General features: G+C 66.0%; 24 protein-coding genes and 1 pseudogene. 8 read left to right on the forward strand and 17 right to left on the reverse strand.

Features of this window, described 5'->3' with window-relative positions; genetic code table 11:
- The first annotated feature begins 146 nt into the window (after positions 1-146).
- Positions 147-605: a GbsR/MarR family transcriptional regulator gene (locus OKW52_RS11520; RefSeq protein WP_264505828.1), complete on the forward strand. Its 459-nt coding sequence runs from the start codon at positions 147-149 to the stop codon at positions 603-605.
- A 15-nt stretch (positions 606-620) separates the two neighbouring features.
- Here OKW52_RS11520 and OKW52_RS11525 read toward each other — a convergent pair whose 3' ends face one another.
- The 10 genes from OKW52_RS11525 to OKW52_RS11570 all read right to left on the reverse strand — a co-directional run bounded on the left by OKW52_RS11525 (position 621) and on the right by OKW52_RS11570 (position 11,838).
- Positions 621-1,907: a flavin-dependent oxidoreductase gene (locus tag OKW52_RS11525; RefSeq protein WP_264505829.1), complete on the reverse strand. Its 1,287-nt coding sequence runs from the start codon at positions 1,905-1,907 to the stop codon at positions 621-623.
- 96 nt (positions 1,908-2,003) lie between these two features.
- The gene (locus OKW52_RS11530) at positions 2,004-3,269 is read right to left on the reverse strand and encodes an FAD-dependent monooxygenase (protein ID WP_264505830.1); all 1,266 of its coding nucleotides are present in this window, start codon (positions 3,267-3,269) and stop codon (positions 2,004-2,006) included.
- Between the two features lie 28 nt (positions 3,270-3,297).
- Entirely contained in the window at positions 3,298-4,479 is a 1,182-nt protein-coding gene (locus tag OKW52_RS11535; protein WP_264505831.1) for a cytochrome P450, read from the reverse strand.
- Positions 4,476-5,675: a cytochrome P450 gene (locus tag OKW52_RS11540; RefSeq protein ID WP_264505832.1), complete on the reverse strand. Its 1,200-nt coding sequence runs from the start codon at positions 5,673-5,675 to the stop codon at positions 4,476-4,478. The genes OKW52_RS11535 and OKW52_RS11540 overlap by 4 nt, the downstream gene beginning before the upstream one ends.
- Positions 5,645-6,925: a TRAP transporter large permease gene (locus tag OKW52_RS11545; RefSeq protein WP_264505833.1), complete on the reverse strand. Its 1,281-nt coding sequence runs from the start codon at positions 6,923-6,925 to the stop codon at positions 5,645-5,647. Before OKW52_RS11545 ends, OKW52_RS11540 begins: the two co-directional genes overlap by 31 nt.
- Positions 6,925-7,440, reverse strand: a complete 516-nt coding sequence (locus OKW52_RS11550) for a TRAP transporter small permease (protein ID WP_127104121.1) — start codon at positions 7,438-7,440, stop codon at positions 6,925-6,927. The genes OKW52_RS11545 and OKW52_RS11550 overlap by 1 nt, the downstream gene beginning before the upstream one ends.
- Before the next feature lie 54 nt (positions 7,441-7,494).
- The gene (dctP, locus tag OKW52_RS11555) at positions 7,495-8,502 is read right to left on the reverse strand and encodes a TRAP transporter substrate-binding protein DctP (RefSeq protein ID WP_264505834.1); all 1,008 of its coding nucleotides are present in this window, start codon (positions 8,500-8,502) and stop codon (positions 7,495-7,497) included.
- A 36-nt stretch (positions 8,503-8,538) separates the two neighbouring features.
- Positions 8,539-9,663: a CaiB/BaiF CoA transferase family protein gene (locus OKW52_RS11560; protein WP_264505835.1), complete on the reverse strand. Its 1,125-nt coding sequence runs from the start codon at positions 9,661-9,663 to the stop codon at positions 8,539-8,541.
- Between the two features lie 47 nt (positions 9,664-9,710).
- Complete coding sequence (locus tag OKW52_RS11565; RefSeq protein WP_264505836.1) at positions 9,711-10,970, reverse strand: 2-hydroxyacyl-CoA dehydratase family protein; 1,260 nt, start codon at positions 10,968-10,970, stop codon at positions 9,711-9,713.
- Positions 10,971-11,193: 223 nt separating this feature from the next.
- Positions 11,194-11,838, reverse strand: a complete 645-nt coding sequence (locus tag OKW52_RS11570) for a hypothetical protein (protein ID WP_264505837.1) — start codon at positions 11,836-11,838, stop codon at positions 11,194-11,196.
- A 111-nt stretch (positions 11,839-11,949) separates the two neighbouring features.
- On the opposite strand from OKW52_RS11570, the gene OKW52_RS23235 reads away from it, so the two are divergent.
- Positions 11,950-12,486: a MarR family winged helix-turn-helix transcriptional regulator gene (locus OKW52_RS23235; RefSeq protein ID WP_319800466.1), complete on the forward strand. Its 537-nt coding sequence runs from the start codon at positions 11,950-11,952 to the stop codon at positions 12,484-12,486.
- Between the two features lie 264 nt (positions 12,487-12,750).
- Here the strand turns inward: OKW52_RS23235 and OKW52_RS11580 are convergent.
- The 3 genes and pseudogenes from OKW52_RS11580 to OKW52_RS11590 all read right to left on the reverse strand — a co-directional run.
- A pseudogene (locus tag OKW52_RS11580) lies at positions 12,751-13,716 on the reverse strand (ABC transporter permease); the annotation flags it as partial.
- Positions 13,713-14,636, reverse strand: coding sequence for an ABC transporter ATP-binding protein (locus tag OKW52_RS11585; protein WP_264505839.1), 924 nt, complete (start codon positions 14,634-14,636; stop codon positions 13,713-13,715). The pseudogene OKW52_RS11580 and the gene OKW52_RS11585, both read right to left, overlap by 4 nt.
- A complete protein-coding gene (locus OKW52_RS11590) occupies positions 14,633-15,583 on the reverse strand; it encodes an HlyD family secretion protein (RefSeq protein WP_264505840.1) in 951 nt (316 codons plus the stop codon). Before OKW52_RS11590 ends, OKW52_RS11585 begins: the two co-directional genes overlap by 4 nt.
- A gap of 216 nt (positions 15,584-15,799) precedes the next feature.
- Between OKW52_RS11590 and OKW52_RS11595 the strand changes: the two genes are divergently transcribed.
- A complete protein-coding gene (locus OKW52_RS11595; protein WP_264505841.1) occupies positions 15,800-16,702 on the forward strand; it encodes a LysR family transcriptional regulator in 903 nt (300 codons plus the stop codon).
- A gap of 162 nt (positions 16,703-16,864) precedes the next feature.
- Here the strand turns inward: OKW52_RS11595 and OKW52_RS11600 are convergent, their stop codons facing one another.
- Positions 16,865-17,341 (reverse strand): GFA family protein, encoded by a 477-nt coding sequence (locus OKW52_RS11600; RefSeq protein ID WP_264505842.1) that lies wholly within the window; start codon positions 17,339-17,341, stop codon positions 16,865-16,867.
- A 164-nt stretch (positions 17,342-17,505) separates the two neighbouring features.
- Between OKW52_RS11600 and OKW52_RS11605 the strand changes: the two genes are divergently transcribed.
- The 5 genes from OKW52_RS11605 to OKW52_RS11625 are packed head-to-tail and all read left to right on the forward strand — an operon-like array spanning position 17,506 to position 23,247.
- On the forward strand, positions 17,506-18,597 hold the full coding sequence (locus OKW52_RS11605) for a type 2 periplasmic-binding domain-containing protein (RefSeq protein WP_264505843.1): 1,092 nt from the start codon (positions 17,506-17,508) through the stop codon (positions 18,595-18,597).
- A gap of 58 nt (positions 18,598-18,655) precedes the next feature.
- Positions 18,656-20,620: a tripartite tricarboxylate transporter permease gene (locus OKW52_RS11610; protein WP_264505844.1), complete on the forward strand. Its 1,965-nt coding sequence runs from the start codon at positions 18,656-18,658 to the stop codon at positions 20,618-20,620.
- 12 nt (positions 20,621-20,632) lie between these two features.
- Positions 20,633-21,709: an amidohydrolase family protein gene (locus OKW52_RS11615; protein ID WP_264505845.1), complete on the forward strand. Its 1,077-nt coding sequence runs from the start codon at positions 20,633-20,635 to the stop codon at positions 21,707-21,709.
- The gene (locus tag OKW52_RS11620) at positions 21,702-22,811 is read left to right on the forward strand and encodes an amidohydrolase family protein (protein ID WP_264505846.1); all 1,110 of its coding nucleotides are present in this window, start codon (positions 21,702-21,704) and stop codon (positions 22,809-22,811) included. The genes OKW52_RS11615 and OKW52_RS11620 overlap by 8 nt, the downstream gene beginning before the upstream one ends.
- Before the next feature lie 22 nt (positions 22,812-22,833).
- Complete coding sequence (locus OKW52_RS11625) at positions 22,834-23,247, forward strand: Rieske (2Fe-2S) protein (RefSeq protein ID WP_264505847.1); 414 nt, start codon at positions 22,834-22,836, stop codon at positions 23,245-23,247.
- Positions 23,248-23,253: 6 nt separating this feature from the next.
- Here OKW52_RS11625 and OKW52_RS11630 read toward each other — a convergent pair whose 3' ends face one another.
- The 3 genes from OKW52_RS11630 to OKW52_RS11640 are packed head-to-tail and all read right to left on the reverse strand — an operon-like array spanning position 23,254 to position 26,119.
- Entirely contained in the window at positions 23,254-24,156 is a 903-nt protein-coding gene (locus OKW52_RS11630) for a BMP family protein (RefSeq protein ID WP_264505848.1), read from the reverse strand.
- Positions 24,157-24,165: 9 nt separating this feature from the next.
- Positions 24,166-25,101, reverse strand: a complete 936-nt coding sequence (locus tag OKW52_RS11635) for an ABC transporter substrate-binding protein (protein ID WP_264505849.1) — start codon at positions 25,099-25,101, stop codon at positions 24,166-24,168.
- 49 nt (positions 25,102-25,150) lie between these two features.
- Positions 25,151-26,119 (reverse strand): Bug family tripartite tricarboxylate transporter substrate binding protein, encoded by a 969-nt coding sequence (locus OKW52_RS11640; protein ID WP_264505850.1) that lies wholly within the window; start codon positions 26,117-26,119, stop codon positions 25,151-25,153.
- Positions 26,120-26,127: the final 8 nt, after the last annotated feature.

Here is a 26,127-nt window from a genome sequence, read left to right on the forward strand (position 1 = left end):
TCTCCGTCAATGGGGCCGAGCGGCACCAGAAATTGTTCAATTTTAACTGAACGCAGGTAGGGGTGCCCGACCCCTGCGTCAAGGAGCGTTCAGTCTTGAATGACCTTTGGTGGCGTTTAAGATAGCAAGGGTTCATGGAAGATACGATGACAACACAGATTTTGACCACACGCGCCAATTTTATCGACTTTATGGGCCATGCTCTTGAAGGCAATGGCATGCCGCCGATTGCCGGGCGTATTCTGGGTCTGCTGATCTTTGACGGCGAACCGCGCTCGTTCAGCGATCTGGCGACCGAACTGGGGGTCAGCCGGGGCAGCATCAGTGCCAATGCACGCGCGCTGGTTCAGCGGGGATCGATCATCAAGGTGAACATGCCCGGCGACCGGCAGGATTATTTCCGGCTGGCTGACGAGTCGTTCTGTGTGCTCTTGCAAACCATCGCGACCCGCATGCGCAGCACGTCACGCGCCGTGCAGGGCTTTGCCAGCGAATTGCCAGACGACGCCACGCCGCACAAGCGGCTCGACGGGTTGGCGGTGTTCTTCACGGCGATGGCCGACGGCATCGAAAACGCCGCCAAGACGATCGACCAGCGCTGCTAGGCAGCGCCATCCACGTCAGCTGTCGACCGGCGCGGTGCTCTTGACGCGGGCACCCGGTGGGATCGTCGGCGGGGCCGCGTTCAGGTTCTCGATGGCAAACCCCGCGGCGGCTTTGTAGCCGGCCATGAAGCTCGTGCGCTCGTCGGGCGAGATCACCGTATCGATATCATCGAACGCACCGCCGCAGCGTTCATCCACCATATTCAGCAACCCAAACGGCCCGGCCCCGCGGTTGCGCAGGATCACGGCCGAGATCGGCCCGCAGAGCTGCTGATCGAAGGTGGCAAGCGCGTGTGTGGTCAGGCCGTTTGCAACCATGCACGCGCCCAGAATGCGCGCGTCCACAATGGCTTGACTGGCGCCGTTCGAGCCGGTGGGATACATCGCATGCGCCGCGTCGCCGATCAGCAACACGTTGCCATCGCGCCAGGTTTCCACCGGATCACGGTCAATCATCGGGTTCTCATAGGCGATGGTGCCCGCCCGGATCAGCGCCGGAACGTCGAGCCAGTCATAGGTCCAGCCGTCGAAATGATGGGCGAAATCCTCGATCGCGACTTCACGGAACCAGCCGGTATTCTCGCGCGCCGACGGGTCGTCATAGGTGACCTCGGCGATCCAGTTGATATCGGCCATGCCGTCGGCGTCGGGATGTGAAATCGGATAGATCACCATCCGGTGCTTGTGCGTGCCCAGTCCGACAAAACTGCTGCCCGTGCGGATCGGTTTGGCCCGTGTCACCCCGCGCCACATCACAGCGCCGCCCCAGTGGATTGGCGGCTGATCGGGGTGCATCTGCGCGCGGATGGCGGAATGGATGCCGTCCGCGCCAATCAGGAACGCCCCGGTTTCCTCGCGCCCATCGTCGAACAGGGCGGTCACGCTGTCGTCGGCGTTCTGGCGGTAGCCGGTCACCCGGCGACCCAGTTGCACCGCGTCGGCGCCCAGCCGGTCGCAGACCGTCTGGTAAAGCAGCATGTGCAGCGCGCCGCGATGCGCAGCGTATTGCGGCCAGTTGTAGCCCGCCAGTTCACCGCGCGGTTCGGCATAGATGTCGTTGCCATTCAGCCCGACCAGCGCCCATTCGCGCGCCGGGACGCCGACGGGATCGAGAACCTCAGGCCCGAAGCCCAGATCATACAGTTCGCGCACGGCGTTGGGCTGCAGGTTGATGCCCACGCCCAGCGGCTTGAGCGCGCGCACGGATTCGAAGACCACGCAGTCGACGCCGATCTGATGCAGCGTCAACGCTGTGACCAGACCGCCGATACCGCCCCCGGCAATCATCACCCTTTGCGTCATCCCTGTATCCCCCTGAATGATCCGCGCGCGTTTTCGCAAGAAAACGCCGCCGGAGCAACAGGGGGCGCGCGGCTTTTGGCGGCGGTGCAGGTTTGCTCAGGCAATCGAGGCCCGGGCACCGGGCGCGATGATCGGCGGTGTCTTGTTCAACTGGTCAGCCGCAAACCCGGTGATGGCAACGAAGCGCGCCAGATACCGCGCGCGTTCGGCACGGGGGCAGACCTCTTCGATATCGTCAAAGGACCCGCCGCAACGGGCGTCGATGATGCTGAACAGCTCGAAAGGCCCCTCGGCGCGGTTGCTTTCCACCACCGCTGAAATCGGCGCACACAGCTTGTCATCATAGACATCGAGCGCCCATTCCGAGAGCCCATGCTCAACGATGCTGGCACCAAGAACACGGGCGTCGATGATCCCTTGGCTTGCACTGTTGGCGCCGGTGGGAAACATCGGATGCGCAGCGGCGCCCAGCAGCACGACGCGGCCATCGCGCCAGGTGGGGACCGGATCGCGGTCCCGCATCGGCGTTTCGAAGGCGACGTCGGCGGTGCGGATCAACGTGCCGGCGTCAAGCCAATCCGTGCAGAAATTTTCGAAGTGTTTCGCAATATCAACGGGTTGTGCGGGGTTAAATAAGGCTCCGTCGGGGCGCACCGTTTGCGCGCCACGTGCCAGATGCGCGATCCAGCAGATCTTGGCCAACCCGTCCGGGCCCGGATGCGAGAAGGGAAAGAAGACGAACCGCCTGTCTTTCGTGCCGACCGCTATCGCGCTTGAGCCTGTGCGGATCGGACGCGAGCGCGTCACGCCCCGCCAGAGCACCCCTTTGGACCGGTTGATGGGGGGCTGATCAGGGTACATCTGGGCGCGCACGCACGAGTTTATCCCGTCAGCCGCCACCAGGATCGCGCCCCTTTCTTCGCTGCCGTCAGCGAACAGTGCCGTCACGCTGTCGCGATCCTGCCGGTAGCCTGTGATGCGCGCGCCCAGAACCACGCAATGCCTGCCAAGGCGCTGCATCGCGGTTCTGTAGAGCATCGCATGAAACAGGCCGCGATCGACCGAGAATTGCGGCCAGTGAAACCCGGCATCGATGCCGCGCTGTTCACTGCTGATGTCCTTGCCATTCAGGCTGACCATGGCCCATTCCCTGAGCGGCAAGCCGACCGAATTCAGCTGCGCCCCGGCGATACCCAGATCGTAAAGCTCTCTCACCGCATAGGGCTGCAGGTTGATTCCAACGCCTGCGCGCTGCAATTCGGGCGCCGCATCGTACACGGTGCAGGCGACCCCGATCTGGCGCAGCGTCAGGGCCGTGACCAGCCCAGCGATCCCGGCCCCTGAAATAATGACCCGCGTCATGCTCCCTCCGGTCTGTGGTGACCGCAGGTTATCCGGCAGGTGTCAACGCAAGGTGAACGGCAAGGGGTCCATATTCCGGCCAGCGGGTCATTTCCAGCGGGCCGGTCAGGCGCAGATCGCGGGTTTTTTGCGCGATTTGCAACAACACCTCGGCCAGCAGCACCCGCGCCAGCGGCGAGCCGGGGCACATATGCGGGCCACGGCCAAAAGTGACCAGATCGGGCGCGTCCCGGTCCAGCCGGTAGCTGTGCGGATCGGGGAAGACATCCTCGTCCCGGTTGCCCGAAGTGAAGACCACGGCCAGCGGATCGCCCTCTTTGACCAGCTTGCCGCCCAGTTCCACATCGCGCGTCGCGGTACGGGCAAAGCCGCGGTACGGGGTATAGAGGCGCAGCAGTTCTTCCAGCGCCACCGGCACCAGCGCCGGGTTTGCGGTCAGTTCGGCGTGGTGTTCTGGGTGGCGCGCAAGGTGCACGGCCATCGAGCCGATAAAGGTCGTCGGCGCGATGATGCCGACCAGCAGGAATTGCCGCAGCGCGCCAAGGATCTTGTCATCGGGCAGTGCCGCGCCGTCGACCCGAACCGCCAGCAGGTTTGACACCGGGTCCAGATCGGGGTCTTGCGGGCTGGCTTTGCGGTCCTCGATCAGCCGCGCGGCGATGTTGTAAAGTGCGTCCGAGCGTTCGCGCAGCAGGTCGAAATCCTGCCGTTGCAGCGCCATGTTGAACTCGGCCCCGACAATGCGGATCTCAGCCGCTTCATCGGGCGCAAGGCGGAAGAATTCGGCCAGCAGCGCGATGGGCAGGGTGAAGGAAAAATCGGCGCAGATATCGCCACCCCCGGCTGCGACGAACGGGTCGAAATGCTCGGCCACCATCGCGGCGATCACCGGCTTCCAGTCCTCGATCCGCCGGGGACTGAGAAAGCGCAGAATGGCGTTGCGGTACGGGATGTTACCCGGCGGGTCCAGATGCAGCGGCGGGCGGCGCTGCGTGGTGGCGACGCGGGGCACGACGTTCTGCACAGTCGTTGTAAAGGTCTGCCATTCGGTCAGCACGCGGCAGATATCGGCGTGTTTGGTCACCGCCCAGAAGCCCCCCATTTCATCGGCCCAGGCGACCGGGCAATGCCCGCGCAGTTCGGCGAACAGGGCGTGCGGGCTGTCGAAATCCTCGACCTCGGGGACGGTGAAATCGGCGGGATGAGTCATGATGCGAACCTCAGATCCAGATGGGTGACGCCGTATTCCGTCCAGCGCGCCCAGCGGGTGTTGTCGCCCAAGGTAAAGGCGGGCAGGGCGGCCAACACGTCGAGCGTGATACGCGCCTGCAGCTTGGCGACGGCCTGACCCAGGCAGATGTGCGGGCCGATGCCGAAGGCGAGGTGACGATTGGGGCTGCGGTCGGCGATGAAGTCCATCGGTGCGTCGAAGACGTCGGGGTCGCGGTTGGCGCTGAGGTAGTTCAGCGCCACGGGGCAGCCCTGCGGGATGGTGACGCCGCGCAGCTCAGTGTCCTCGGTCGCCACGCGCACCAAGGCCTGATTGGGCGCGTAGCAGCGCAGCATTTCCTCGATCAACAGGCGGCGGTCGGCGGTGCCGTCGCGCAGGCGGGCTTGCAGATCAGCGTCCCGCGCCAGATGCCACGCCATCGAGCACAGGAAGTTGCGCGGTACGACATGCCCGCCGATCAGCATCAGCCGGACCATGCCGGCGAGTTCCTCGAAGCTGTAGGGCCCGCCCTCGGGCGCAAAGGCCATCAACCCGCTGACGATATCGGTTTCGGGGTCACGCGGTTTGGCAACCCGGTCTTTGACCAGCGCAATGGCGAACCCGTCGATGGCCTGACTGATCTTGCCCGCTTGAGGCATGTCGAGGCCCTGCACGGCGGCGACATAATCGTGGCCCAAGCGCCCCAGTTCCTCGGCCTCGTTCAGATCCATGCCCGCCAGAATGCACAGACTGCCCACGGTGAAGGGCGCAGCGAAGCCGGTGCCGAACTCGGGGGCCTCGGCGGCTCGCAGTGTCTCGGCCAGCTGCTCGGCCAGCGCCCGCGTCGGGGCCTCGATCGCGCGGATGCGGTTTTCCTTGAAGAACAGGTTCAGCCCCTTGCGATAGCGCATCGCCTCGGGCGGGTCTTTCTGCAACGGCAGGCGGGGCAGGCCCTTGCGCGGGCTAGCCGGGATCACCGTCTGCACGGTCGCGGTAAAGCGCGCATAGTCTTTGGATGCCATGACCACATCGTCATATTTGGTCAGCGTATAGAACCCGCCCCAGTTCTGCGATCCGGCCACCGGGCAACGCCCGCGCAGATCGAGCAGCGCGGCTTGCGGATCGGCCTGCACGTCGGCCGAGGTCGGGTCCCAGTCATGCGGGATCATCGGGCGAACACCGTCGTCGGCAGCCATAGCGATATCTCCGGTATGTAGGTCACAAGAAGCAGGAACACGGCCATCGCGGCGATGAAGGGCAGAACACCGCGGATCGCCTCGCTGAGCGGGGCTTTGGCGATGGACGAGAGCACGAACAGGTTCAGACCAATCGGCGGCGTGAGGAACGCGATCTCCATGTTCACGATCAGGATGATGCCGAAATGGATCGGGTCGATGCCAAGGGCGGGCAGCAGCGGCAGCACGATGGGGGTGACGATCAGCAACACCGCCACAGCATCGAGGAACATGCCCATGATCAGCATGATCAGGTTGAGTGCGATGAGGAATTGCCACGGCGACAGGCCGGTTGCGGCGGCCCAGCGCACCAGCGCCGTGGGGATGCCGCTGCCGGTGATCCAATGCGCGAAGAGCATGGCAAACATGACGATGAAGGTCACGGCAGAGGCGGCTTTCATCGCCTCGGCGGTCATGCCGAAAATGTCGCGCCACGTCACCTCGCGGTAGACCAGCACGGCGATCAGGACCGAGGCAATCGCGGCAACCCCGGCGGATTCGGTGACGGTGGTGATGCCCGTATAGATGCCGACAAAGACCGAGATCGGGATGAACAGCGCGGGCAGGGCGCGCAGGTTGCGGCGCAGGAACTCGGCCCCCGACACGCGGGTGCCCGAGGCATAGCCTTTCTTGCGCGAGATGATCATCACCACGACCGCAAGGATCACCGCCTGAATGAGGCCCGGGATCACCCCGGCCAGGAACAGGCGCGGCACCGAGACCTCGGCGATCAGGCCATAGAGGATCATCGACAGCGACGGCGGGATCAGGATGCCCAGCGTGCCCGAGGCGCCGACAGTGCCCAGCGCGAAGGGGCGGTCATAACCGCGCGCCATCATCGCCGGGATCAGGAAGGTGCCCATCGCCATTGCGGTCACCACGGACGAGCCGCTGATTGCCGCGAACAGCGTCGTCGCCAGCACGCAGACCAGCCCCAGCCCGCCACGGAAATGGCCGACCCAGGCTTCTGCGGCGTCGATGATGATGCGCGCGATGCCGCCGCGCTGCATGAAGGTGGCGGCCATGACGAAGAACGGCACGGCCAGGAAGGTTGTCGAGTTGATGCCCGAGATCGAGGTCATCGCCGCGTCCATCAGCGGACGCCCCTCGAACGACAGCATGACCAGCGCCGAGACACCCAATGCCACGAAGATCGGCGCGCCCAGTGCCATCAGCACCAGCAACCCGCCCAGACCAAGGATCGCTTCCATTATTCGACCTTTCCGGGCAGCGCTTCAGCCGCAGTGGTGATCCCGCGTCCGACAATCGCCAGCAGAACGATGCGCAGGGCCATCAGACCCATGCCGACAGGCAGCGCCAGAAACAGTGTCCATGCTTGTGGTGTCCGCAGACTGGATGCCGAGCGGTCATCGAGCATTTTCGAGAATTCAAAGGCTTCCCAGCCAAACCAGAACATCGCGGCGCAGAACGCCAGTGTCAGCGCGCCGGTGAACAGCACCGCCGCGCGGCGCAGATGCGGGGGCAGGCCGGTCACCAGAATTTCGGTGTTGATGTGACGGCCTTCGGCCGCCAGCACGCTGCCCCCCAGCGCGGTGGCCCAGACGATGAAATAGAGCGCAACTTCGTCGGCCCAATCGACCGCATGCTGCGGGGCCAGAACCCGCAGCGCGGCGCCGCCCATGAAGGTGAACAGCGCACACAGCACCAGCGTGCCGATCAGCACGGTTTCGATCCGTGACCAGATCGAGAGTAATCGCTCAAGCATCTCAGACTCCGCGGGGAAGGGTGGTCAGGCGGGATAGCCCGCCTGACCGTCGTGTCACTGGCTGTGCAACGCTGCCGCGACGCGACCAACGAAATCGGCGTCCATGCCCGAGGCTTCGACGATGCCGGGCTGAAGATCCATCATCTGCGCGCGCATCGCGCCGATCATCTCGTCGGACGGATCGGCGTAGGTGATGCCGTTTTCCTCATTCGTGGCGCGGGCATGCTCCAGCTCTTCGGCCGAGGCGTCACGCGCCCAGCCGACGACCTGCGCCCAGGCCTGATTGATCACGCCGCGCTGTTCTTCGGTCATGGCGTCCAGCGTGCGGGCCGATGCCAGCGGGATATAGACCCCCCAACCCGCGTTATCGTTGAAGGCGTGGCGAATGCCTGCCTCCCACAGACGCCCGCCCGAGATGGTCAGATCGGTGACCGAGCCCAGCCCCTGAATCTGGCCCTGCGTCAGTTGCAGCACGATCTCGGTGCGCGGGGTGGCCACGCCGTTGATGCCCATCGCGCTCATGATCTGCACCACGACCGGGCTGGGCGGGGTGGCGACGGTGCGGCCTGCAAGCTCTTCGTAGCTGGCCGCAGGTTCGGTGGTGTAGGCGGTGTTGTTGGGGGCGAATTCGAAATGCCCGCCCTCAGGCACCACGATGCCGCGCTGGGCGACCATGCCCCACAGCTCGGCCCCCAGCGGGCCGTCCAGCACCGCGCGGATGTCATCGCGGGTGGCGCCAAAGAACATCGGCAGGGTGATCACGCTCAGGTTCGGCTCAAGCCGGCTCAGCGTCGGGCTGGCCTGAATCGACAGATCCAGCGCGCCCGAAGCCAGCGCCCGGATCGCATCGGCCGAGTTATAGAGCTGACCGGCCGGGAACACCTCGACGGTGATGTCGCCGCCCGACAGCTCGGCAATCGCCGCCGCCCACTGCTCGGCGGCCTGATTGCGCACATGGCCCGGCGGGGTTTCCACCGACAGCCGCAACTCAAGCGCCTGCGCGCCCGAGGCGATCATCAGTGCGGCGGCCAGAGCGCCGCTCAGGTTGAAAAGCTTAGACATGGTGAATCCTCCTCCCAGTGGATTGCGATGATGGCGTCAGCCTGCCCCCAGAACGGGGGCAGGCCGGTCGGTGCCCGGTCCGCCCTCGCGGAACCGGAACCCGGCGTTCAGAACGCGCTGCGTACCGCCGGTCGGCGCAGGCAGCGACAGGAACAGATCGCGCTGGGCGAGATGCGGCATGGCCACGGCCTGGCCCACATCCTGCACCCGCGCGGCGGGAACACCGACAGCCCGCAACGCATCCTCCCAGTGCGCTGCGGGCTGGGTCGCCAGCGCCGCCGCCAGCGTCGCGGCAAGCGCGTCGGCATGGGCGGCACGGGCGGTCCGGGTGGCATAGGCGGGATCGTCCAGCAGATCGTCCAGCCCCAGCACGGCAAGCAGCTTGGCGACATGCCAGTCCTCGACCGCGCCGATGGTGATCTCGCCGTCGGCGCAGGTGAAGGTATCCGAAGTCGGCGCACGGCTGAAGCCGCGGTTGCCGGTGCGCAGAGGTTCCTCGCCGGTCATCAGCAGCGGGTTGACCACCGACAGCAGCATGACCAGCGCCGCATCCAGCATTGCCACGTCAATCTCTTGCCCGGTCACCAGCCCGCGTTCGCGCTGCAACAGCGCCGTCTGGATGGCGAAGGCGGCAAGCAGCCCGGTGAAGGTATCGACCAGCGGAAAGCCGATGCGCTGCGCGGGATCGCCGGGCAGGCCGCTGAGCTGCATGACGCCCGACAGGCTCTGGATGATCTGATCCATCGCCGCGACATCGGCCATCGGCCCAGACTGGCCAAAGCCGGACACCGCGCACCAGATCAGCTGCGGGTATTTCGCCCGCATCTGGGCAGGCCCCAACCCCAGACGGGCCATCACGCCGGGGCGGAAATTCTCGACCACCACATCGCTTTGCGCGATGATCGCTTCGGCCTGCGCGCGACCTTCTTCGGTCTTGAGATCCAGCACGACCGAGCTTTTGCCAATATTGATACCGGCAAAGGCCGGGGCCATGCCGCGCTGCGCCGGGTCCAGCGTGTAGTTGCGCAGGGCATCACCGCGCGGCGGCTCGATCTTGACCACCTCGGCACCGTTCAGGGCCAGAAAATGCGTCGCCAGCGGACCGGCCACGACATGGCTGAAGTCGGCGACCCTGATTCCGGTCAACGCACGCTGTGCCATGAGTGGCCCTCCCTTGTAGTTCATAGAATGAACTAATCATGAGTCTGTCAACGCTCTTTTCGCCCCCGCGCGATCCCGTCCCGCACCAGCGCCCGCGCTTTCTCGCCATCCCACGCCCGCGCATCGACCATATCGGCCTCGATTGTCACGGTTTCGACCCCGGCCTGCTCCAGCGCCCGGGCAATGAACCGCGTGCCATAGCCCGAGGGGCGGTCGCTTTCCGGCACGATGATCACCGCCAGATCAATCCGTGCGCGCAGCGCTTCCTTGACGTGCCAGGCACCGGCCCAGGGCGGCTGGTGCAGGTGTTCGTTCAGGTCGATGGCCCGAGCGGCCAGCGCGCGCATCGGATCACCATGATCGGTGCGCAGATAGCCGTCAGCCGCAAAGGGCAGGTACATCGACCACGCGAACACGGCACCGAGGTTTTCAAACGCCTGATAGAATCCAGTGTCGAACCACAGGCCTGCGCCAATCCACATCATGCGCACCTGCTCGTCCTCAACCACCGCCGCGCCGTCGGCGATGCGCGCAGCCACCGCGTCGCGGAACCGCTCGGCATGCGCCAGCGCCCAGTCGCTGCCGCGGTGCCATTGCGGGATCATCACGTTGGGGATCATTTCCGAAATGCGGATCGGGCAGCGCGGGGCGTCGGCGATCATCTGTGCGGCCTCGTCGAACAGGCGTTCCTGCCTGTCGATCCGCGCCATCAACCCCGCCAGTGCGCCGTCCGGCATGCGCCGCCCGGCGACCTTCTCGGCCAGAGCGGTGAGATCCTCGATCTCGGCCACCATCAGGTCCAGCCGGTCGCCGCCGGTACCCTTTTCCCACCCGTCACGCAAGCCGTTCCACCAGTCGGATGCCGGATCAGGATGCCCCGGCGCGCTGAGAATGCGCAGCGGCGCGCCGGTCAGGCGCGCCCATTCGGCAAAGATCAGCGGATGGTCATCGGCACTGGCGCGCGCGCACAACAAACCCGGAGCGGGCAGGCCACCCCACGGTTGCATCTCGGGCCGGCCATCGATCGCTGCAAAGAGCGGCAGCGCCGAGTATTTGGCCAGCCGCCCGTGAAACCCGGCGGCCTCGGACGCGGCCAGATGCGCTGCGCTCAGCTTCTTGGCCGCGATGACCGAGGACCACCATTGGTTGACCACCACCGGCATCCCCAGCGCATGAAACACCTCCATCGGCGTGTCGGCATTGGCGAAAGCATAGGGCTCGCCCGCCGCCAGACGGGCGCGCAACCCCTTGGCCCAGTCGCGCTGATAGGCAGCGGCGTCGGCCGTGCATTCCAGCGCGGGGGTCATCGCAGACCTTTCGGCAAATCAGCGCGTTGCGGCCAGGGTGACAGAAAACCGAGATCAACAAACCAGACGCCCAGGTCAGCACAGAGCCGCATCAGTGCGGGTTTGCGCCAGCCGTGCAGATCGTCATGGGGGTCGACCTGCCAGACCAACACCTCGATCTTGCGCTGTTTGAGCAGGGCGCCGACGTCGTCTTGCGGCGCATCCGGGCCCTGCAGGTCAAGAATCAGCGTCCCCTGCCGGTCCAGCCAGGCATGCAGCTCGCGTCCGCCGAGGGGGATCCGGCCAAAGCGATGCGCGTCCGCGCAGGACGGTCGCTCGCAGGTGCCTGAACCGGTGCGGTGCTCACCGGCTCGCCGCAGGCCCGCGCGCGCAATCGCCGCCGGAACGCCTCGCTGCCGGTGATCTGCGCCGCGGCCTGCATTGCCTCAAGCACGGCCAGCGGTCCGGCGCGGTCAATCGGAGCCTCGCGCGGCAAACAGGCCAGCGCTTGCGAGAGCTGCGCATCCTGCCGCGCGTCAAAGACCTGCGCCGCCGCGCCTGCGCTGACAGCGCGGTTCCAAAGATGCAGGGGCGGTCCCGCTGGCAGCAGGCCTTGCCGGCGCAGTTCGGCGGCATAGCGATAGGCATGCAGCGCCCCGGCGCCTTGTCGCCAGACGACAATCGCGGCGGCCCCATCAAAGGCCCGCGCTTCCATCCCCAGCAGAAAACCCCGAACATAGGGGTCCAGAAAGGGTTCAAGCAGCGGGTCTATCCGGCTGCTGGGCGCGGGTTCCTGAAAAAGCCGGGTGATATCGCGCACCGCCAGTCCGGCGAGCACCGGATCCGATAGGGGCACGCCGTGACCAAATAGCAAAACTGTAGCGCTCACGGTTCCTCCGAAGGCCGGTAAAGTTTATTTTATGAACCAAATCATGCGCCGGTCAAGCGCGTCGACCTGCGCCCCCTTGCCTTGGCCGCGCGCGCCGGGCAGTTTGGCGTGATGAGTGATCCCGTCCAGCCCACCCCGCGGGAAGACCGCGCGTTCCGGTTCAAATCCGGCGCCGTCATCCGTGCCGGATGGCTGGCCGAGGATCTGCCGTTTCTCACCCGCAGCCTGCGCTATCTGTTGCGCCCGCAAGGCGAAGGTCTGCGCCACGATTTCGCCCTCGAAGCGGGGGATATCGGTGTGCTGGCAGTGCTGGACGCCAATCCCGGTGTGACCCAGAATGATCTTGCGGCATCGCTGGTGCTCAAGAAATCCGCCGTGACGCGGGTGGTGCAACGGCTCGAAACCCGCGGCTTCCTGACGCGCGAACGCAGCGCCACGGACCGACGCGCCAACCTGTTAACCTTAACCGCAGAGGGGACGCGCTGCGCCCGCGCGGTCCAGGAAGCGACGCGTCTGCGCCATACCGACTGGTTCACCGGCATCACGGCGCAAGAGCGCGCGGTGTTTTTCGATGTGCTGTACCGTCTTGTCGACCGGCTTGCCGAAACCCATGACGGCGATCTGCCCGAAGGGCGCGACGACGAATAAGCGCCGCATCATCTGTCCCTCAATATCCACGGGGGTTTCCAAAGGGGGCCCGTGGGTCCCCTTTGGCGAGGGGGGCTCGGGGGGCGAGCAGCCCCCGACCTGCCCGGTCAATCCAGGGTCCGCCGGAACCGCAAAAGCGCCATCAGGGCAAAGACCAGCACAAACGCCGTCAGCGCCGCCAGCGAGATCCGCCACCGTCGCCGCATCCGCGCCCTTCAGCATCACCGACCGGATCAGCCGCAGGAAATGCGTCAGCGGAAAGATCTCGCCCAGCCACTGCGCCCAGACAGGCATGCCGCGATAGGGGAACATGAAACCCGACAGCATCAGCGACGGCAGAAAGAAGAAAAACGTCACCTGCATCGCCTGCATCTGGGTGCGCGACACGGTAGAAATCACATAGCCCAGAATCACCAGCGCCAGCACGAACAGCAGGACGCCGCCCAGGATCAGCGCCAGCGAGCCGACCAGCGGCACGCCAAAGATCACCCGCGCGGCCATGAGCACGACGACGACCTGCACCGCGCCGACGACCAGATAGGGCAGCACCTTGCCCAGCATGATCTCCAGCGGCGTCGCGGGCATCGACAGCAGGTTCTCCATCGTCCCGCGCTCGGTCTCGCGCGTCAGCGCCATCGAGGTCATCATCACCATGGTCAGCTGCAAGATCACCCCCAGCAGCGCCGGGACGATGTTGTATTGCGTGATGCCTTCGGGGTTATAGCGCCGATGCACGACGATCTCGACAGCCGGTCGCGGCGGGCTCACCCCCGCCTCGCGCGCCAGCGCCGAGGCGGCGACCGTGGACAGGGTCGAGATCGCGCCCGAGGCCACCGACGGGTCGGTCGCGTCCGCCTCGATCAGGATCTGTGCGGGATCGCCGCGTTCGATCCGGCGACCGAAATCTGACGGCACCGTCACCACGAAAGACACATCCCCGCGCGCGATCATCCGCTCGGCTGCGTCCGCGGTCGCGTCGGGGGCGATGAAGCGGTAGTACCCCGTCAGCTCCAGAGCCGAGACCATCGAGCGGGTGAACCGGTCCTGCGTCGGCGCCACCAAAGCCGCGGGCAATTCGCGCGGGTCGGTGTTGATCGCAAAGCCGAACAGCAGCAACTGCACCAGCGGCACCGCCAGCATCATCGCAAAGGTCAGCCGGTCACGGCGCATCTGGATGCTCTCCTTGACCAGCAGCGCGCGCAGGCGGGTGGGGGAGAAAAGCCGCCTCATGCCATGTTATCCGTGGCCTGACCCATCAACTGGATGAACACATCCTCCAGTGATGTTTCCGCGCGCTCTGCCCGGCACCCCGTCGCCTCGGCCACGCTGGCCACCGTCGCGCGCAGCGCGGCACCATCGCGACCCACCACGTGCAGGGTGTTCCCGAACGGCGCGACCTGATCCACCCCCAAGGCCCCGCGCAACTGTTGCGCCGCCTCGGCCACGCGCGGCCCGGTCAGCACCATCGTGGTCAACGCGGCATCACGCACGACCTCGCCCACCGTACCCTGCGCGATCAGTTTGCCATAGCTGATATAGGCGATGCGGTGGCAGCGTTCGGCCTCGTCCATGTAATGGGTCGACACCAGCACGGTCAGACCGCCCACCGCCAGCCGGTGGATCTCGTCCCAGAACTCGCGCCGCGCCTTGGGGTCCACGCCCGCCGTGGGTTCGTCCAGCATCAACAGATCGGGCTTGTGCATCACGCAAGCTGCCAGGGCCAGGCGTTGCTTCCAGCCGCCCGACAGTGACCCGGCCAGCTGCCCCTTGCGCGTGGTCAGCCCCAGATCGGCCAGCGTATCGCGCACCACCGCGCGCGCGGGTTTCATCCCGTAAAGACCGGCCACAAAGCGCAGGTTTTCTTCGATCGTCAGATCCTCGTAGAACGAGAATTTCTGCGTCATGTAGCCCACGCGCCGCTTGATCGCGTTGCGCTGGCGCAGGATGTCGAGGCCCAGCACCTGACCCTTGCCGCCGTCAGGCTCGAGCAACCCGCACATCATGCGGATCGTCGTGGTCTTGCCCGAGCCGTTGGGGCCCAGAAACCCCAGGATCTCGCCCTTGGCCACCGCAAGCGTCACATCGTCCACGACCGTGCGCGTGCCAAACCGCTTGGTCAGGCCGGTCACGCTGATCGCAGGGTCGCTCATTCCGACGCACCCGGCAGCGCAACATCGACGATCTGACCGGGGCTGAGGCTGCTGCCTTCGGTGGGGGCTGCCTCGACCAGATAGACCAGCGTCTGACGGTTCTGCAGCGAGTAGATCACCGGCGGGGTAAATTCGGGTCCGTCCGAAATATAGGTGATGCGCGCCTGCGTATCCGCTGCGCAGCCGTCGCAATGAACGTCCAACAAGTCCCCGACTGCAAGGCGCGCAAAGGATTCTTCTGGCACATACAGCCGCAGCTTGACCGCGCCGTCACCCAGCACCGACAAGACGGGGGCTGACGGCCCGGCGATCTCGCCGGGCTGGCGGATCACGTCGACCACGGTGACCGGCTGCGGCAGGGTGAGTTGCCGTTGCTCCAAGGCCCACCGCGCCTGATCGCGTGCGGCTTGTGCCGCGCGCACACTGGCATCCGCTTGCGCGATGGCCTGCGGCCTGGCGGGCAGGCGGGCGACAGCCAGTTGCGCCTCGATCTGCGCCACGGCCGCCTCGGCCACCTCAACGCTGGTCTGGGCATCCTCAAGCTGCGCATCCGTCGCGACGCCGCGTTCCGCCAGACTGGTGTAGCGCCCGCTGCGGCGCAGCGCCTCGTCGCGCTGGGCCTGAGCCGAGACGAGGTTGGCCTCGATCACGTTCAACTCCTCGGGCCGCGCGCCTTGGGCAAGGTTGCTTTGCGTCGCCTCTGCGCCTGCCAGATTGGCCTCGGCCAGCGCCAGCGCGATCTCGGCGTCGCGGGTCTCCATCTGCACCAGCAACGCGCCCGCCGCGACCCGGTCGCCGCGCACCACCAGCACCTGTGCAACCTGCGCCACCTGAACCGGGGCGACCAGCGTATAGATCCCTTCGACATAGCCGGTTGCAAAGGGTGAGGGCGGGGCACACAGGGTAAAGAGCGTGGCAGCGAGCGGGAGGGTGCAGAGAAAACTCATGAGCGCGCCTTTCGGGGTTGCATGATCCTTTCCCACGCATGGCGGGCTGGCAAGAGCGCAGTGAGAGCGCAGCACGCGGCCAATCAGCGCGTCGGGCAGTGCGTCGGGCAGCGCGCCAGACTGGCCAATGTCGACATTCCGACCGCCACAGGTTGTGCTGATGCTTGCACGGCAGGGGGCAAAGCGTTTACCCCTTTGAGTCAGGAGGAGACACCCATGCGCGTTGACGTTCTGGGGTTGCAGGCGTTCATCGCCATTGCCGATCACGGCTCGTTTCAGGCTGCTGCCAAAGCGTTGAACTTGTCGCAGACGGCGCTCAGCCACCGCATCGCCAAAATCGAGGCCGATCTGGGCCTGTCGCTGTTCGTGCGCACCACGCGCAAGCTGGCGCTGACCCATGAGGGACTGGCGCTGCTACCGCGCGCGCGCCGCGCCATCGTCGATCTGGAGAAGGCGATGAGCGAACTCAAGCAACTGGGAGAGCTGCGCCGGCAGGAGGTGACGCTGGGCTGTATCCCGTCGCTGGCGACGTCGGTTCTGGCCGAGGTGCTGACCGCCTATGCCGCGCAGATGCCGCAGGTCCGGGTGCGGGTTCACGACGGCTATGCCCGCGTCATCGCCGCGCAAGTCAATGGCGGCGAAGTGGAATTTGGCTTGGCCGTGCGCATGGGCACGCATTACGAACTGGAGTTCAAACCCATCGTCACCGAGCGTTTCGTCGCCGTCTGCCGGGTCGATCACCCGCTGGCCGGGTGCAAGTCGGTCAGTTGGGATGCGCTGAAAGAGCACCGCCTGATCGGGAATACGGTGATCAATCAGGCGCTGCGGATGTCGGCGCACCAGCCGTATTGGGACTATGAGGTCGAGACGATCTCGACCGCCGTGAGCTTCGTCAAACAGGGGCTGGGCGTGACCTTGTTACCGGCGTTCGAGCAGTACCAGCCGGGATATCGCGAGCTGCGCAAGCTGTCGGTGACCGGGCCGGAAGTGACCCGGCAGGTCTGTTTCATGACCCGGCCCGATATGCCGCTGTCCAAAGCCTCGCAGGTGCTGATGGAGAGCATCGAGACCCATCTCAAGGGCTTGGCCGAGCGCGAGAATTCCACGGTTCACCCGTGACCATCAACAGCCCTGATGGGCGATTGATGCATCTTGCTCATATATTATCCCATTCTTCGCGTTTGTCTTTTTGTATACACGGCGCGACCATCCTCTCCGGGAACACGGGAGGATGGCGTGACGATCCAGACGTCGATCAGCGCAGGCGGGCAGGGGGACGGGTCAGTCAAAGACCGGTGCGAAGCGCTCTTGCCACAGGCTGACGATCGGCTGCAGGTCGTCGGGTTGCCCGTCATGGATCAGCGTCTCGGCGCCGAAACTGACCCAGGGCTGCGCGCTGCTGGTCCAGATATGCGCCGAGGGGCGCAGCCAGCTGGTGTCGTCCAGCGTGCCGCCGCGCAGATGGCACAGCGCCGTGCCGGGCCGCGCGTTGAAGATGCGCCCGCCGCAGTCGGGGCAGCAGACCATCTCGGATTTCGTGCCACGGTCGGTGTCGCGCAGACGGGTTTGCGTTGGGCCCTCAAGATGCAGGTCGGCGCGGGTCACGCGCATCGACAGGCCAAAGGCGCTGCCCGACTGGCGCTGGCACAGGCTGCAATGGCAGGCGAACAGCGCCAGCGGTGCGCTGGTCAGCGTGTAGCGCACCGCGCCACAGGCGCAGCCGCCGTGCAGAGGCAGGGAAACGGAAGGGCGGGGCATGGAATCTCCTTGGTCAAACAGGGGTTTCCGCCATCAGAACAGCCGCGATGATCGAGGGCAATAGTTAAATTAAACAAAGACTTATCATCCTGTTCCGCACCGGGAGGGGCGCGGATTGGGGTGCGCGATACGACCACAAGAAAGACAATCAGGGAGGGACTATCATGTTTTTGAAGACCACACAGACTGCGCTTTTGGGCGCTGCCGCTGCGCTTGCGCTGAGTGCTGGCAACCCGGCACTGGCGCAGGTGATTGACCTTGAGGGGCGCACCGTAACCATCGTGCACAACGCCTCGCCCGGCGGCTCAACGGGGCTGACCGCGCAGCTGGTCGCGGATGCCTGGACGCAGACGATGGCCGGGGAACCCACGATCATCGTGCAATCGGTCGAGGGCGGCGCGCTGTCGCGCGGCATCCTGCAGGTGATGAACGCGCGGCCCGACGGGCGCACGCTGGGCTGGCTGGCGTGGCAGGGCTCAACCCGCATTCTGGACCCCGAGGATCGGCAGATCCCGTTTCAGGACTTCGGTCTGATCGGCGGGGCTGGCGGCGCGACCTTTATCCTGCACGCTTCGGTCAATCCCGAGACCGGCCTGACCACCGGCGACGATCTGCCGTCGCTGGAGCATTTCACCTTCGGCGGGTTCTCGGCGCGCTCGGCGGCGTCGATCCGCACGGCGGGGGTGATGGACATGCTGGGGGTGGATTACACGTTCGTTTCGGGTTTTGCGGGCGACACGCCGCTGGAAGCCGCCCGCCAGCGCGGCGAGATCGATGGGTTCCCGGTCACCGGCGTTTACTTTAACCGCACGCTGGTTCCCGGCCCGATCGCCGAGGGCACCGATGTGCCGGTCTTCTACTTCACCGGCCCCAATGAAGACGGCACCGGGCTGGCCGTCGATCCGCTGATCGACGGGGTCGAGCCCTTCGATGTCTGGTACACCCGTGTGCGTGGCGAGGCCCCCTCGGGCCCGATCTGGGACATGATCCAGTACCACGGCCGGGTGACCGATCCGATCAACTGGCTGGTCGTCGCCCCTCCGGGGACGCCGGACGAGCATCTGCAAATGCTGCGCGAAAGCTTTGCCGCAGCGACGCAGGATGCGACCTTCCTGGCCGAAGCCGAGCGCGTTCTGGGGCAGGTGCCGCAGATCTCCTATTATGAGGACGTGCAGGCCATCGTCGATGAGATCGCGGCCACGCCCGAAGACATGCGCCAGCTGATGCGCGACTACATCGCAGCGATGGAGCACTGACCCGGCGCGGACCGGGCGCTGGTGCGCGCCCGGTCCTGCCTTGGTGTCGAGGGACGTCATGGAACAATTCTTCGCGGGCCTCGGCCTTGTGCTGCAGGGCACGACCTTTTTGTATCTGATGGGCGGGGTGCTGCTGGGCCTGTGGTTCGGCGCGATCCCCGGTCTGGGCGGTGTCACCGCGATGATTCTGGTGCTGCCGTTCACCTTCGGCATGGAACCGGCGGCGGCCTTTGCGCTGCTTCTGGGGGCGCTGGCGGTGTCGACCACCTCGGACACGATCAGTTCGGTGATGCTGGGCATTCCGGGCACCATTGCCTCGCAGGCGACGGTGATCGACGGGCACCAGATGGCCAAGCAGGGCAGGGTGCTGACCGCCTTTGGCGCGGCCTTCACCGTGTCGGCGATTGGCGGGGTGATTGGCGGGCTGGCGCTGGCGCTGAGCTTGCCGATCATGACATGGCTGGTGCTGACCTTCGGCGCGCCCGAGTTCTTCGTGCTGTCGCTGATCGGTCTGGTGATGGTCGGCGGCGTCAGTGGCAACGCCATCGGCAAGGGCATCTGCGCCGGGGCGCTGGGCCTCCTGATCTCGCAGATCGGCTATCCGGTGGCCAGTTCCGAGCCGCGCTACTGGTTCAATTCGATGTTCCTGATCGACGGGTTGCCACTGGTGCCCGTGGTGATCGGCCTTTTCGGCATCCCCGAGATGATGCAGCTGGCGACATCCGGCAAATCCCTTGCCACGCGCAATTTTGCGCAATCCGAGGGCGACAGCCTGATGGCCGGGGTGCGCGCCGCCTTCGCCCATCGCTGGCTGGCGCTGCGCTGTTCGATCATGGGCACCTATATCGGCATGTTGCCGGGACTTGGCGCGTCGGTGGTGGACTGGCTGGCCTATGGCCACGCCGTCCAGAGCGCCAGGGACGACCGCAGCCAGTTCGGCAAGGGCGATGTGCGCGGCGTGATCGCGCCCGAGGCGGCGAATAACGCCACGCTGGGTGGTTCGCTGATCCCGACGCTATCCTTCGGCATTCCCGGCAGCGGCGCGATGGCGATCATGCTGGGGGCAATGACCATTCACGGGCTGGTCCCCGGCCCGGCCATGCTGCACGAGAACCTCACGCTGACCTTCAGCATGGTGTGGAGCGTGATTCTGGCCAATATCGTTGGCGCGGTGGCGCTGATGCTGTGGTCCAGGCAGGTCTCGCGCGCGGCGTTCATCAGCGGCAATCTGGTGGTGCCTGCGGTGTTCGTGTTTCTGGTCATGGGCTCGTTCATCGGCCAGCCTGACGTCCGCACATTGATCGCCTTGCTGTGCATCGGTTTCGCGGGCTTTGCGCTGCGCGCTGCCGGCTGGCCGCGCCCGCCGCTGATCCTGGGCTTTGTGCTGGGACCGGTGATGGAGAATTCGCTGGCGATCACCGCGCAGGCCTATACGTGGGGCGAGGTGCTGACGCGGCCGACGATCATCATCCTTGGCCTGCTTCTGGTCGGTGTGTTCTTCGCCGCCGCCCGCACCATCGCCAAGCGCCGCAACGATTTCCAGATCGAACTGAGCGAGCGCAGCAAGGGCAGCCTGACCCTGTCGCTGGGGCTGGCCATCGGCAGTGTTGCGCTGTTCGTCTGGGCCTATCTGCAAGCGACCGAGTGGAGCTTTCTGAGCCGCGTGTTCCCGATGGCGATTGCCTCGGTCGGGGCGCTGACCGCGCTGTGCATCGTTGTCGCCGATATCCGGGCGCTGAACCGCTATGTGCCGGTGGACGGGAGCGACACGTTGCGCGGCTTCTGGCACCGTCATGCCAGGGAACTGGCCGTCTTTGCCATGTTCGCGCTGGCCGTGGCGCTGGCCCCGGTCGTGGGCCTTGCCGCCGCGATGGTCGGCTTCACCGCGCTCTACCTGCTGGCCTGGGGGCGGTTCACGCTGCTCACCGCGCTGATCTACGCCGCCGCCGTGGGGACGTTCCTGTATGTGGTGTATCACCGCATGCTGCACGTCCCCTTCCTGCCGCCGTTCTTCCTGAGCTGAAGGGAAACCCTGATGACAACCGACACCCTGATGCCGCCCCCGGCAAAATCCCGGCTCTGGCGCATCGACTGCGACGTGCATCCGCGCCTGCCGCGCATGGCCGATCTGGCGCCGCATGCGCCGCGCTACTGGGCGCAGATGTTCGACTATCGCAACATCGACCGGCAAGAGCTGATGACGTATCCGGTCTCGACCCTGCCGTTCCGGCCCCAAGACCCCGCCGATGTGGCCGATGCCGCCGGGCTGGCGCGCGCGCATCTGGACCCGCTGGCGCTGGATGCCGCGATCCTGAACGTGCTGTCGGGCGCGCAGGCGGCGTATGATCCCTATCTGTCCACCGCGCTGTGCGAAGCGACGAACCGCTGGCTTGCCGCCGACTGGCTGGACCGCGATCCGCGTCTGCGCGCCTCGGCGCTGGTGCCGTTCCAGAACCCCGAGGCGGCGGTGGCCGAGATCGAGCGACTGGCACAAGACAAGCGCTTTGTGCAGATCCTTGCGGTGCTGGGCGGCGAGAAGCCACTGGGGCGGCGCGAATACTGGCCGATCTACAAGGCCGCCGCCGCGCATGGCTTTGCGCTGGGCCTGCATCCCGGCGGCACCAACCGCCACGCACCGACGCAATCGGGCTTTGTGGCCACCCGCGTCGAAGAGGTCTCGCTGCATCCGCAGACCTACGCCAGTCAGGTCGCCAGTCTGGTGGCCGAGGGGGTGTTCCAGACCATCCCTGACCTGCGTGTGGTGCTGATGGAAAGCGGGATTTCGTGGCTGCCGGGCCTCATGTGGCGCATGTCCAAGGACTGGAAGGGCGCGCGGATCGAGGTGCCGTGGCTGGAAGAGCCGCCCTATGACATCATCGCCCGCCATTTCCGCCTGACCACGCAGCCCTTCGACGGCCCGCTCGACAGCATGTCTGCCGCCAAGGTGCTCGACCAGCTGCCCGATCCGTCGATGCTGCTGTGGTCCAGTGACTTCCCGCACCGCCACAATGGCGACGGGATGCCCCACGGCCTGCCCGACGCGCTGCACGATGCGGTGCGCGGTGCCCATGCCCTTGCCACCTATCCCAGACTGGAGCTGCGCGATGTCTGACACACTGACCAAGGATCTGACCGGCGCGACCCCTGCGGCGCGCACCAAACAGCCGGTGGTGGATTGCGACATTCACCCGGCCTATCGCTCGCCTGATGAAATGGCGTCCTATCTGCCGCTGCGCTGGCAGCGCCATGTCGCCGATTTCGGCCTGCATTCGCCCTCGCCGCTGATCGGCGCTTTGCCCTATCCACGGCTGGCGCATGGCATGCGGCAAGACAGTTATCCGCCCGTGGGTGGCCCCCCGGCCTCGGATCTGGAGTTTCTGCAAGAGCAGCTGCTCGATCCGCTCAACATCACCCACGGCATCCTGCAACCGCTCAGCGGCGGGCACGGCGTCCTTAACCATGCGCTGGGCGAGGCGCTGTGCGCGGGCACCAACGACTGGCAGGTCGAGCGCTGGATGGACCGCGATCCGCGCCTCAAGGGCTCGATCGCGGTAATGCAGGAAGACGCGCCCGCCGCCCTGCGTGAGATCGAAGCGCGTGCCAAGGACAAGCGTTTCGTGCAGATCTCGGTCACGCCGCGCACCGCCGAGCCTGCGGGCCATCGCCGCTATTGGCCGATCTATGAGGCGGCGGAGGCGCTGGGCCTGCCGATCAGCCTGCATTCAGCGGCCTTCGGGGCGCGGGCGAATACCGGGGCAGGCTGGACCTCGTTCTATATCGAGGAACACTTCGCCTTTTCGCATGCCGCGCAGCACACACTGGTCAGCCTGATTTTCTCGGGTGTGTTCGATGCGTTCCCCAAGCTGAAGGTGGTTCTGGTCGAGGGTGGCTTTGCGTGGCTGCCGCCAACCGTCTGGCGGATGGAGCGCGAGTTCGACCGCTATCGCGGCGAGGTGCCCGATCTCAAACGCCGCCCGGCCGAGTATGTCCGCGACCACATCTGGCTGACCACCCAGCCGGTCGAGGAACCGACGCGCTCCAGCCAGCTCAGCGATCTGATCGACTGGGTGGGCGTGGACCGGCTGCTTTTCTCAACCGATTACCCGCATTGGGATTTCGATCACCCCGATTTCGCCTTCCGCGTCCCGCTGCCCCCTGAGGACCGCGCGAAGCTGATGCATGACAACGCGGTCAGCGTTTTCGGCCTGACCTGACTGACCCTTTAGGAGTGACTGCATGACGGACCACGTCGTCTGCCGGCTGGATGAGATCCCGGCCGGTGCCTCAAAACGCGTCTCGATCAATGGGCGCGCGATTGCCATCTTCAACGTCGATGGCACGCTGTCCGCCATCGGCGACCGCTGCCCGCATGAAGGCGCCTCGCTGTGTCTTGGCCGCGTCACCGGTGTTGTGCGCGCCGACGGGCCGGGGAACTACCGGCTGGAACGCGAGGGCGAGCTGGTGCGCTGCCCGTGGCACGGGTGGGAGTTCGATCTGAAGACCGGCAAGTCCTATTGCGACCCGACGCGGCTGAAGGTGCGCACCTTCGACGTGCAGGTGAAGCCCGGCGAAACGCTGGCCGAGGGCCCCTATACCATCGACGTTTTCGATGTGGCGGTGCGGGATGAGTATGTCGTGGTGTCGCTTTAGTGTTGGTTAAAGCGTGAACTCGGGGCCGGTGTAGCGGGTCGGCACCGGGAGGGTGCCCTCGGCGATCCGGGTGGCGATCTGCGCCATCTCCTCGGCCACCGCGGCGGGAACATCGGGGGCGAGGGTCAGCGAGACAGCCCCTTGCGCCAGACCCAGAGGGACCACTGCGCCTGGTGTGCGCCCGGCCAGCATGTCGGCAATCGCTCGCTCGACGCCCAGATCAATCTGCGCGACCGCCGAGCCGACAAACACCGCCGGGTCCACCGCGCACCAGTCGGTCGCGTTGCCGATCTGCCGGATGCCCGATGCGCGGCAGGCCGCAACCGCGCCGTCGCGCGCGGCGTTGAGCATCGTGAACAGCACATCCGTCCCCGCCGCTGCCTGCGCGAGCGCCCAATTTTCGGTCACTGTGCTGTCATCCTGCGTGCCGCAGAACCCGGTCAGCACGGGCATCTGCGGGGCCAGGTGCCTGACGCCTGCAACAAACGCCGCGCGTCCCTTCAGGCCCGGCGTGACCCGGTGGCCCGACAGGTGCGCGACGGTGCCAGTCTTGGTCATCCGCGCTGCCAGACACCCGGCCAGAAACGCCGACTGTTCCTGCAGCACGTCATAGCTGGCCAGATTGGCTGCCGTGACCTCGCCCTGCACAATCGCAAAGCGACGGTCGGGGTACAGGCTGGCGATCTGCGGCGTGATCTGGTTGCCCTGACCGCCGATGAACACCACGCCGTCCGAATGGGCGGCGGCAAAGTTCAAGGCCTCAAGCATATCCGCCAGATCGAAGGGAACGCCGCTGACGATCTCGATCTGGGCACCGGGTAGGGCACGCGTACGCTCGGCCCCTGCCAAAGCGCGGCTGTTGAAGCCGTTGTCATGCAGCGTTCCAACGAAAAAAGCGGTGATCTTCAAGGGTCTCTCCTAGCCCGACATCCGGGCGCGGTTTGCCATCGGGGGCAAAAAGAAACGGTCGAATACCGCAGTTGGTTCCGGCTGTCTTGGATAATCCTTTGCCGCAGCAATCAATCTTGCGATCTCGCGCAGGCGCGCGTCGTCCACATCGCCCAAGCCCGCTTGCGCCGCCGCATCGCCCATTTCCAGCGCCAGCGTGCCGGTCAGCCGCGCGCGGTTCGCGGCCCGGTCAAGCGCCGGATTGCGCCGGGCCACCGCATCGATGGCACCGTCGATGTCGGCGACGGTATTGGCAAGCCCTCGGCTGACCGCGCGGCACAGGCCCGCGACCGCCTGCGGATGGTCGGTGCGAAACGCCCGGCTGACCATCAACGCACCGCCGTAAAACGCAGGCGCGTGGTCGATCCATGTCAGGTGATGCAGGGCTGTGGCCACGTCGACCCCGGCTTCGATCCCCTGCGCGTTCAGGGTGTTCACAAAGCCAAAGATGCCGTCCCACTGCCCGGCCAGCATCTGCGGCACCATCTGGGTGTGCGGAGCCTCGGATATTGTGATCGTCACGCTGTCGGGGTCCAGCCCGGTGGCGCGGCAAAACTCAGGAAACAGCAACCACGCGGCGTCCTGAGGGTGCGCGATCAGCCGTGCGCCCGCCAGATCGGCAGGCGTCTTGATCGGACCCGCTGCATCCACGGCGATGGAATAGGGCGGGCGGTTGTGGATCGCCATCACGGCGACGGGGGTTTCCTGCTCCGCCGCCTGCAGGCGCACCAGCTCATTGAGATCGCCGTATCCCGCGTCGAACCCGCCGGTAACGATGCCCCCCACCGCGCGGGCGAGCGAGGAGCCCTCGGTAAAGCTGACCTCGAGCCCCTCATCCGCGAAATAGCCGTTGTCCGCCGCCAGAAAGAACCACGCCTGCGGACCGGAATAGAACGTGTTGAGCAAGAACCGCACAGGGAGCAGCCCCCCTGTGCGCGCCGATCCGTCGGCATGTTCAGTTGCCGTTAACGTTGGCGGCCTCGATGAGCGGGCGCCAGACGTCGATGGTGGTGCCGACGAACCCGGTGAACTCGTCCGAGGTCATCACGGTGTGGCTGATCCCCCATTGCGCCAGCTGGTCGATGACCGGCTGCATCCCCATGATGTCCTCGATGGTGTCGTGGATCGTCGCCACCATCGCCGGGTCCATGCCCGCCGGGCCGCTCAGACCGGTCCAGTTTTCGACGACAACGTCATAGCCCAGCTCTCGGAACGTCGGGATCTGGGGAAACAGCGGCGAGCGCGTCGGCGAGGCCAGCGCGATGGGCAGCGTCTCGCCCTCGGTGATCAGGTCGCGGTTCTGGGCGAGCATGTCATAGTAGCTTTCCAGCACCCCGGCGCGGAAATCCTGAATGGCCGGCGCACTGCCCTGATAGGGGACGTGGATCGTCTCGATCCCCAACGCCTGATCGACTGCCTGACCCAGAATATGCGTGATCGAGCCGACACCGGACGAGCCATAGGTGATGCCCTCGGCATTGGCGCGTTCGATGAACTGGTCCAGCGTGGTGATGCCCATGGACGGCTGCACGAACAGCGCCGGGGTTGAAGCACCCAGATAGGCGATATGCGTGAAGCTGGTCAGCGGGTCATAAGGCAGGCTTTCGAACTGCGTCGGCGCGATGGTGAAGGGCGCGTTGTTGCCCAGGATCAGCGTCGTGCCATCGGGGGCCTGCTGCGCGACATAATCCGCGGCCACCGTGCCGCCCGCGCCGGGGCGGTTGTCGACCACGGCGCGCTGGCCGTATTCGCTTTCCAGATACTGCGCCAGAATGCGCGCGATCAGGTCGCTGGTGCCGCCCGGCGGGAAGGTGACGACGATACGCACGGGCGCGTCGCTCCAGGCGCCGGCATCGGCCAGCGCGGCGGTCGAGGCCAGCAACGAAGCGCTGAGCGTGAGGGCAGTGAGGAGGCGGGATGTCATCGGTGGCA

The organism is Pararhodobacter zhoushanensis (genome assembly GCF_025949695.1).
Lineage (GTDB): Bacteria > Pseudomonadota > Alphaproteobacteria > Rhodobacterales > Rhodobacteraceae > Pararhodobacter > Pararhodobacter zhoushanensis_A.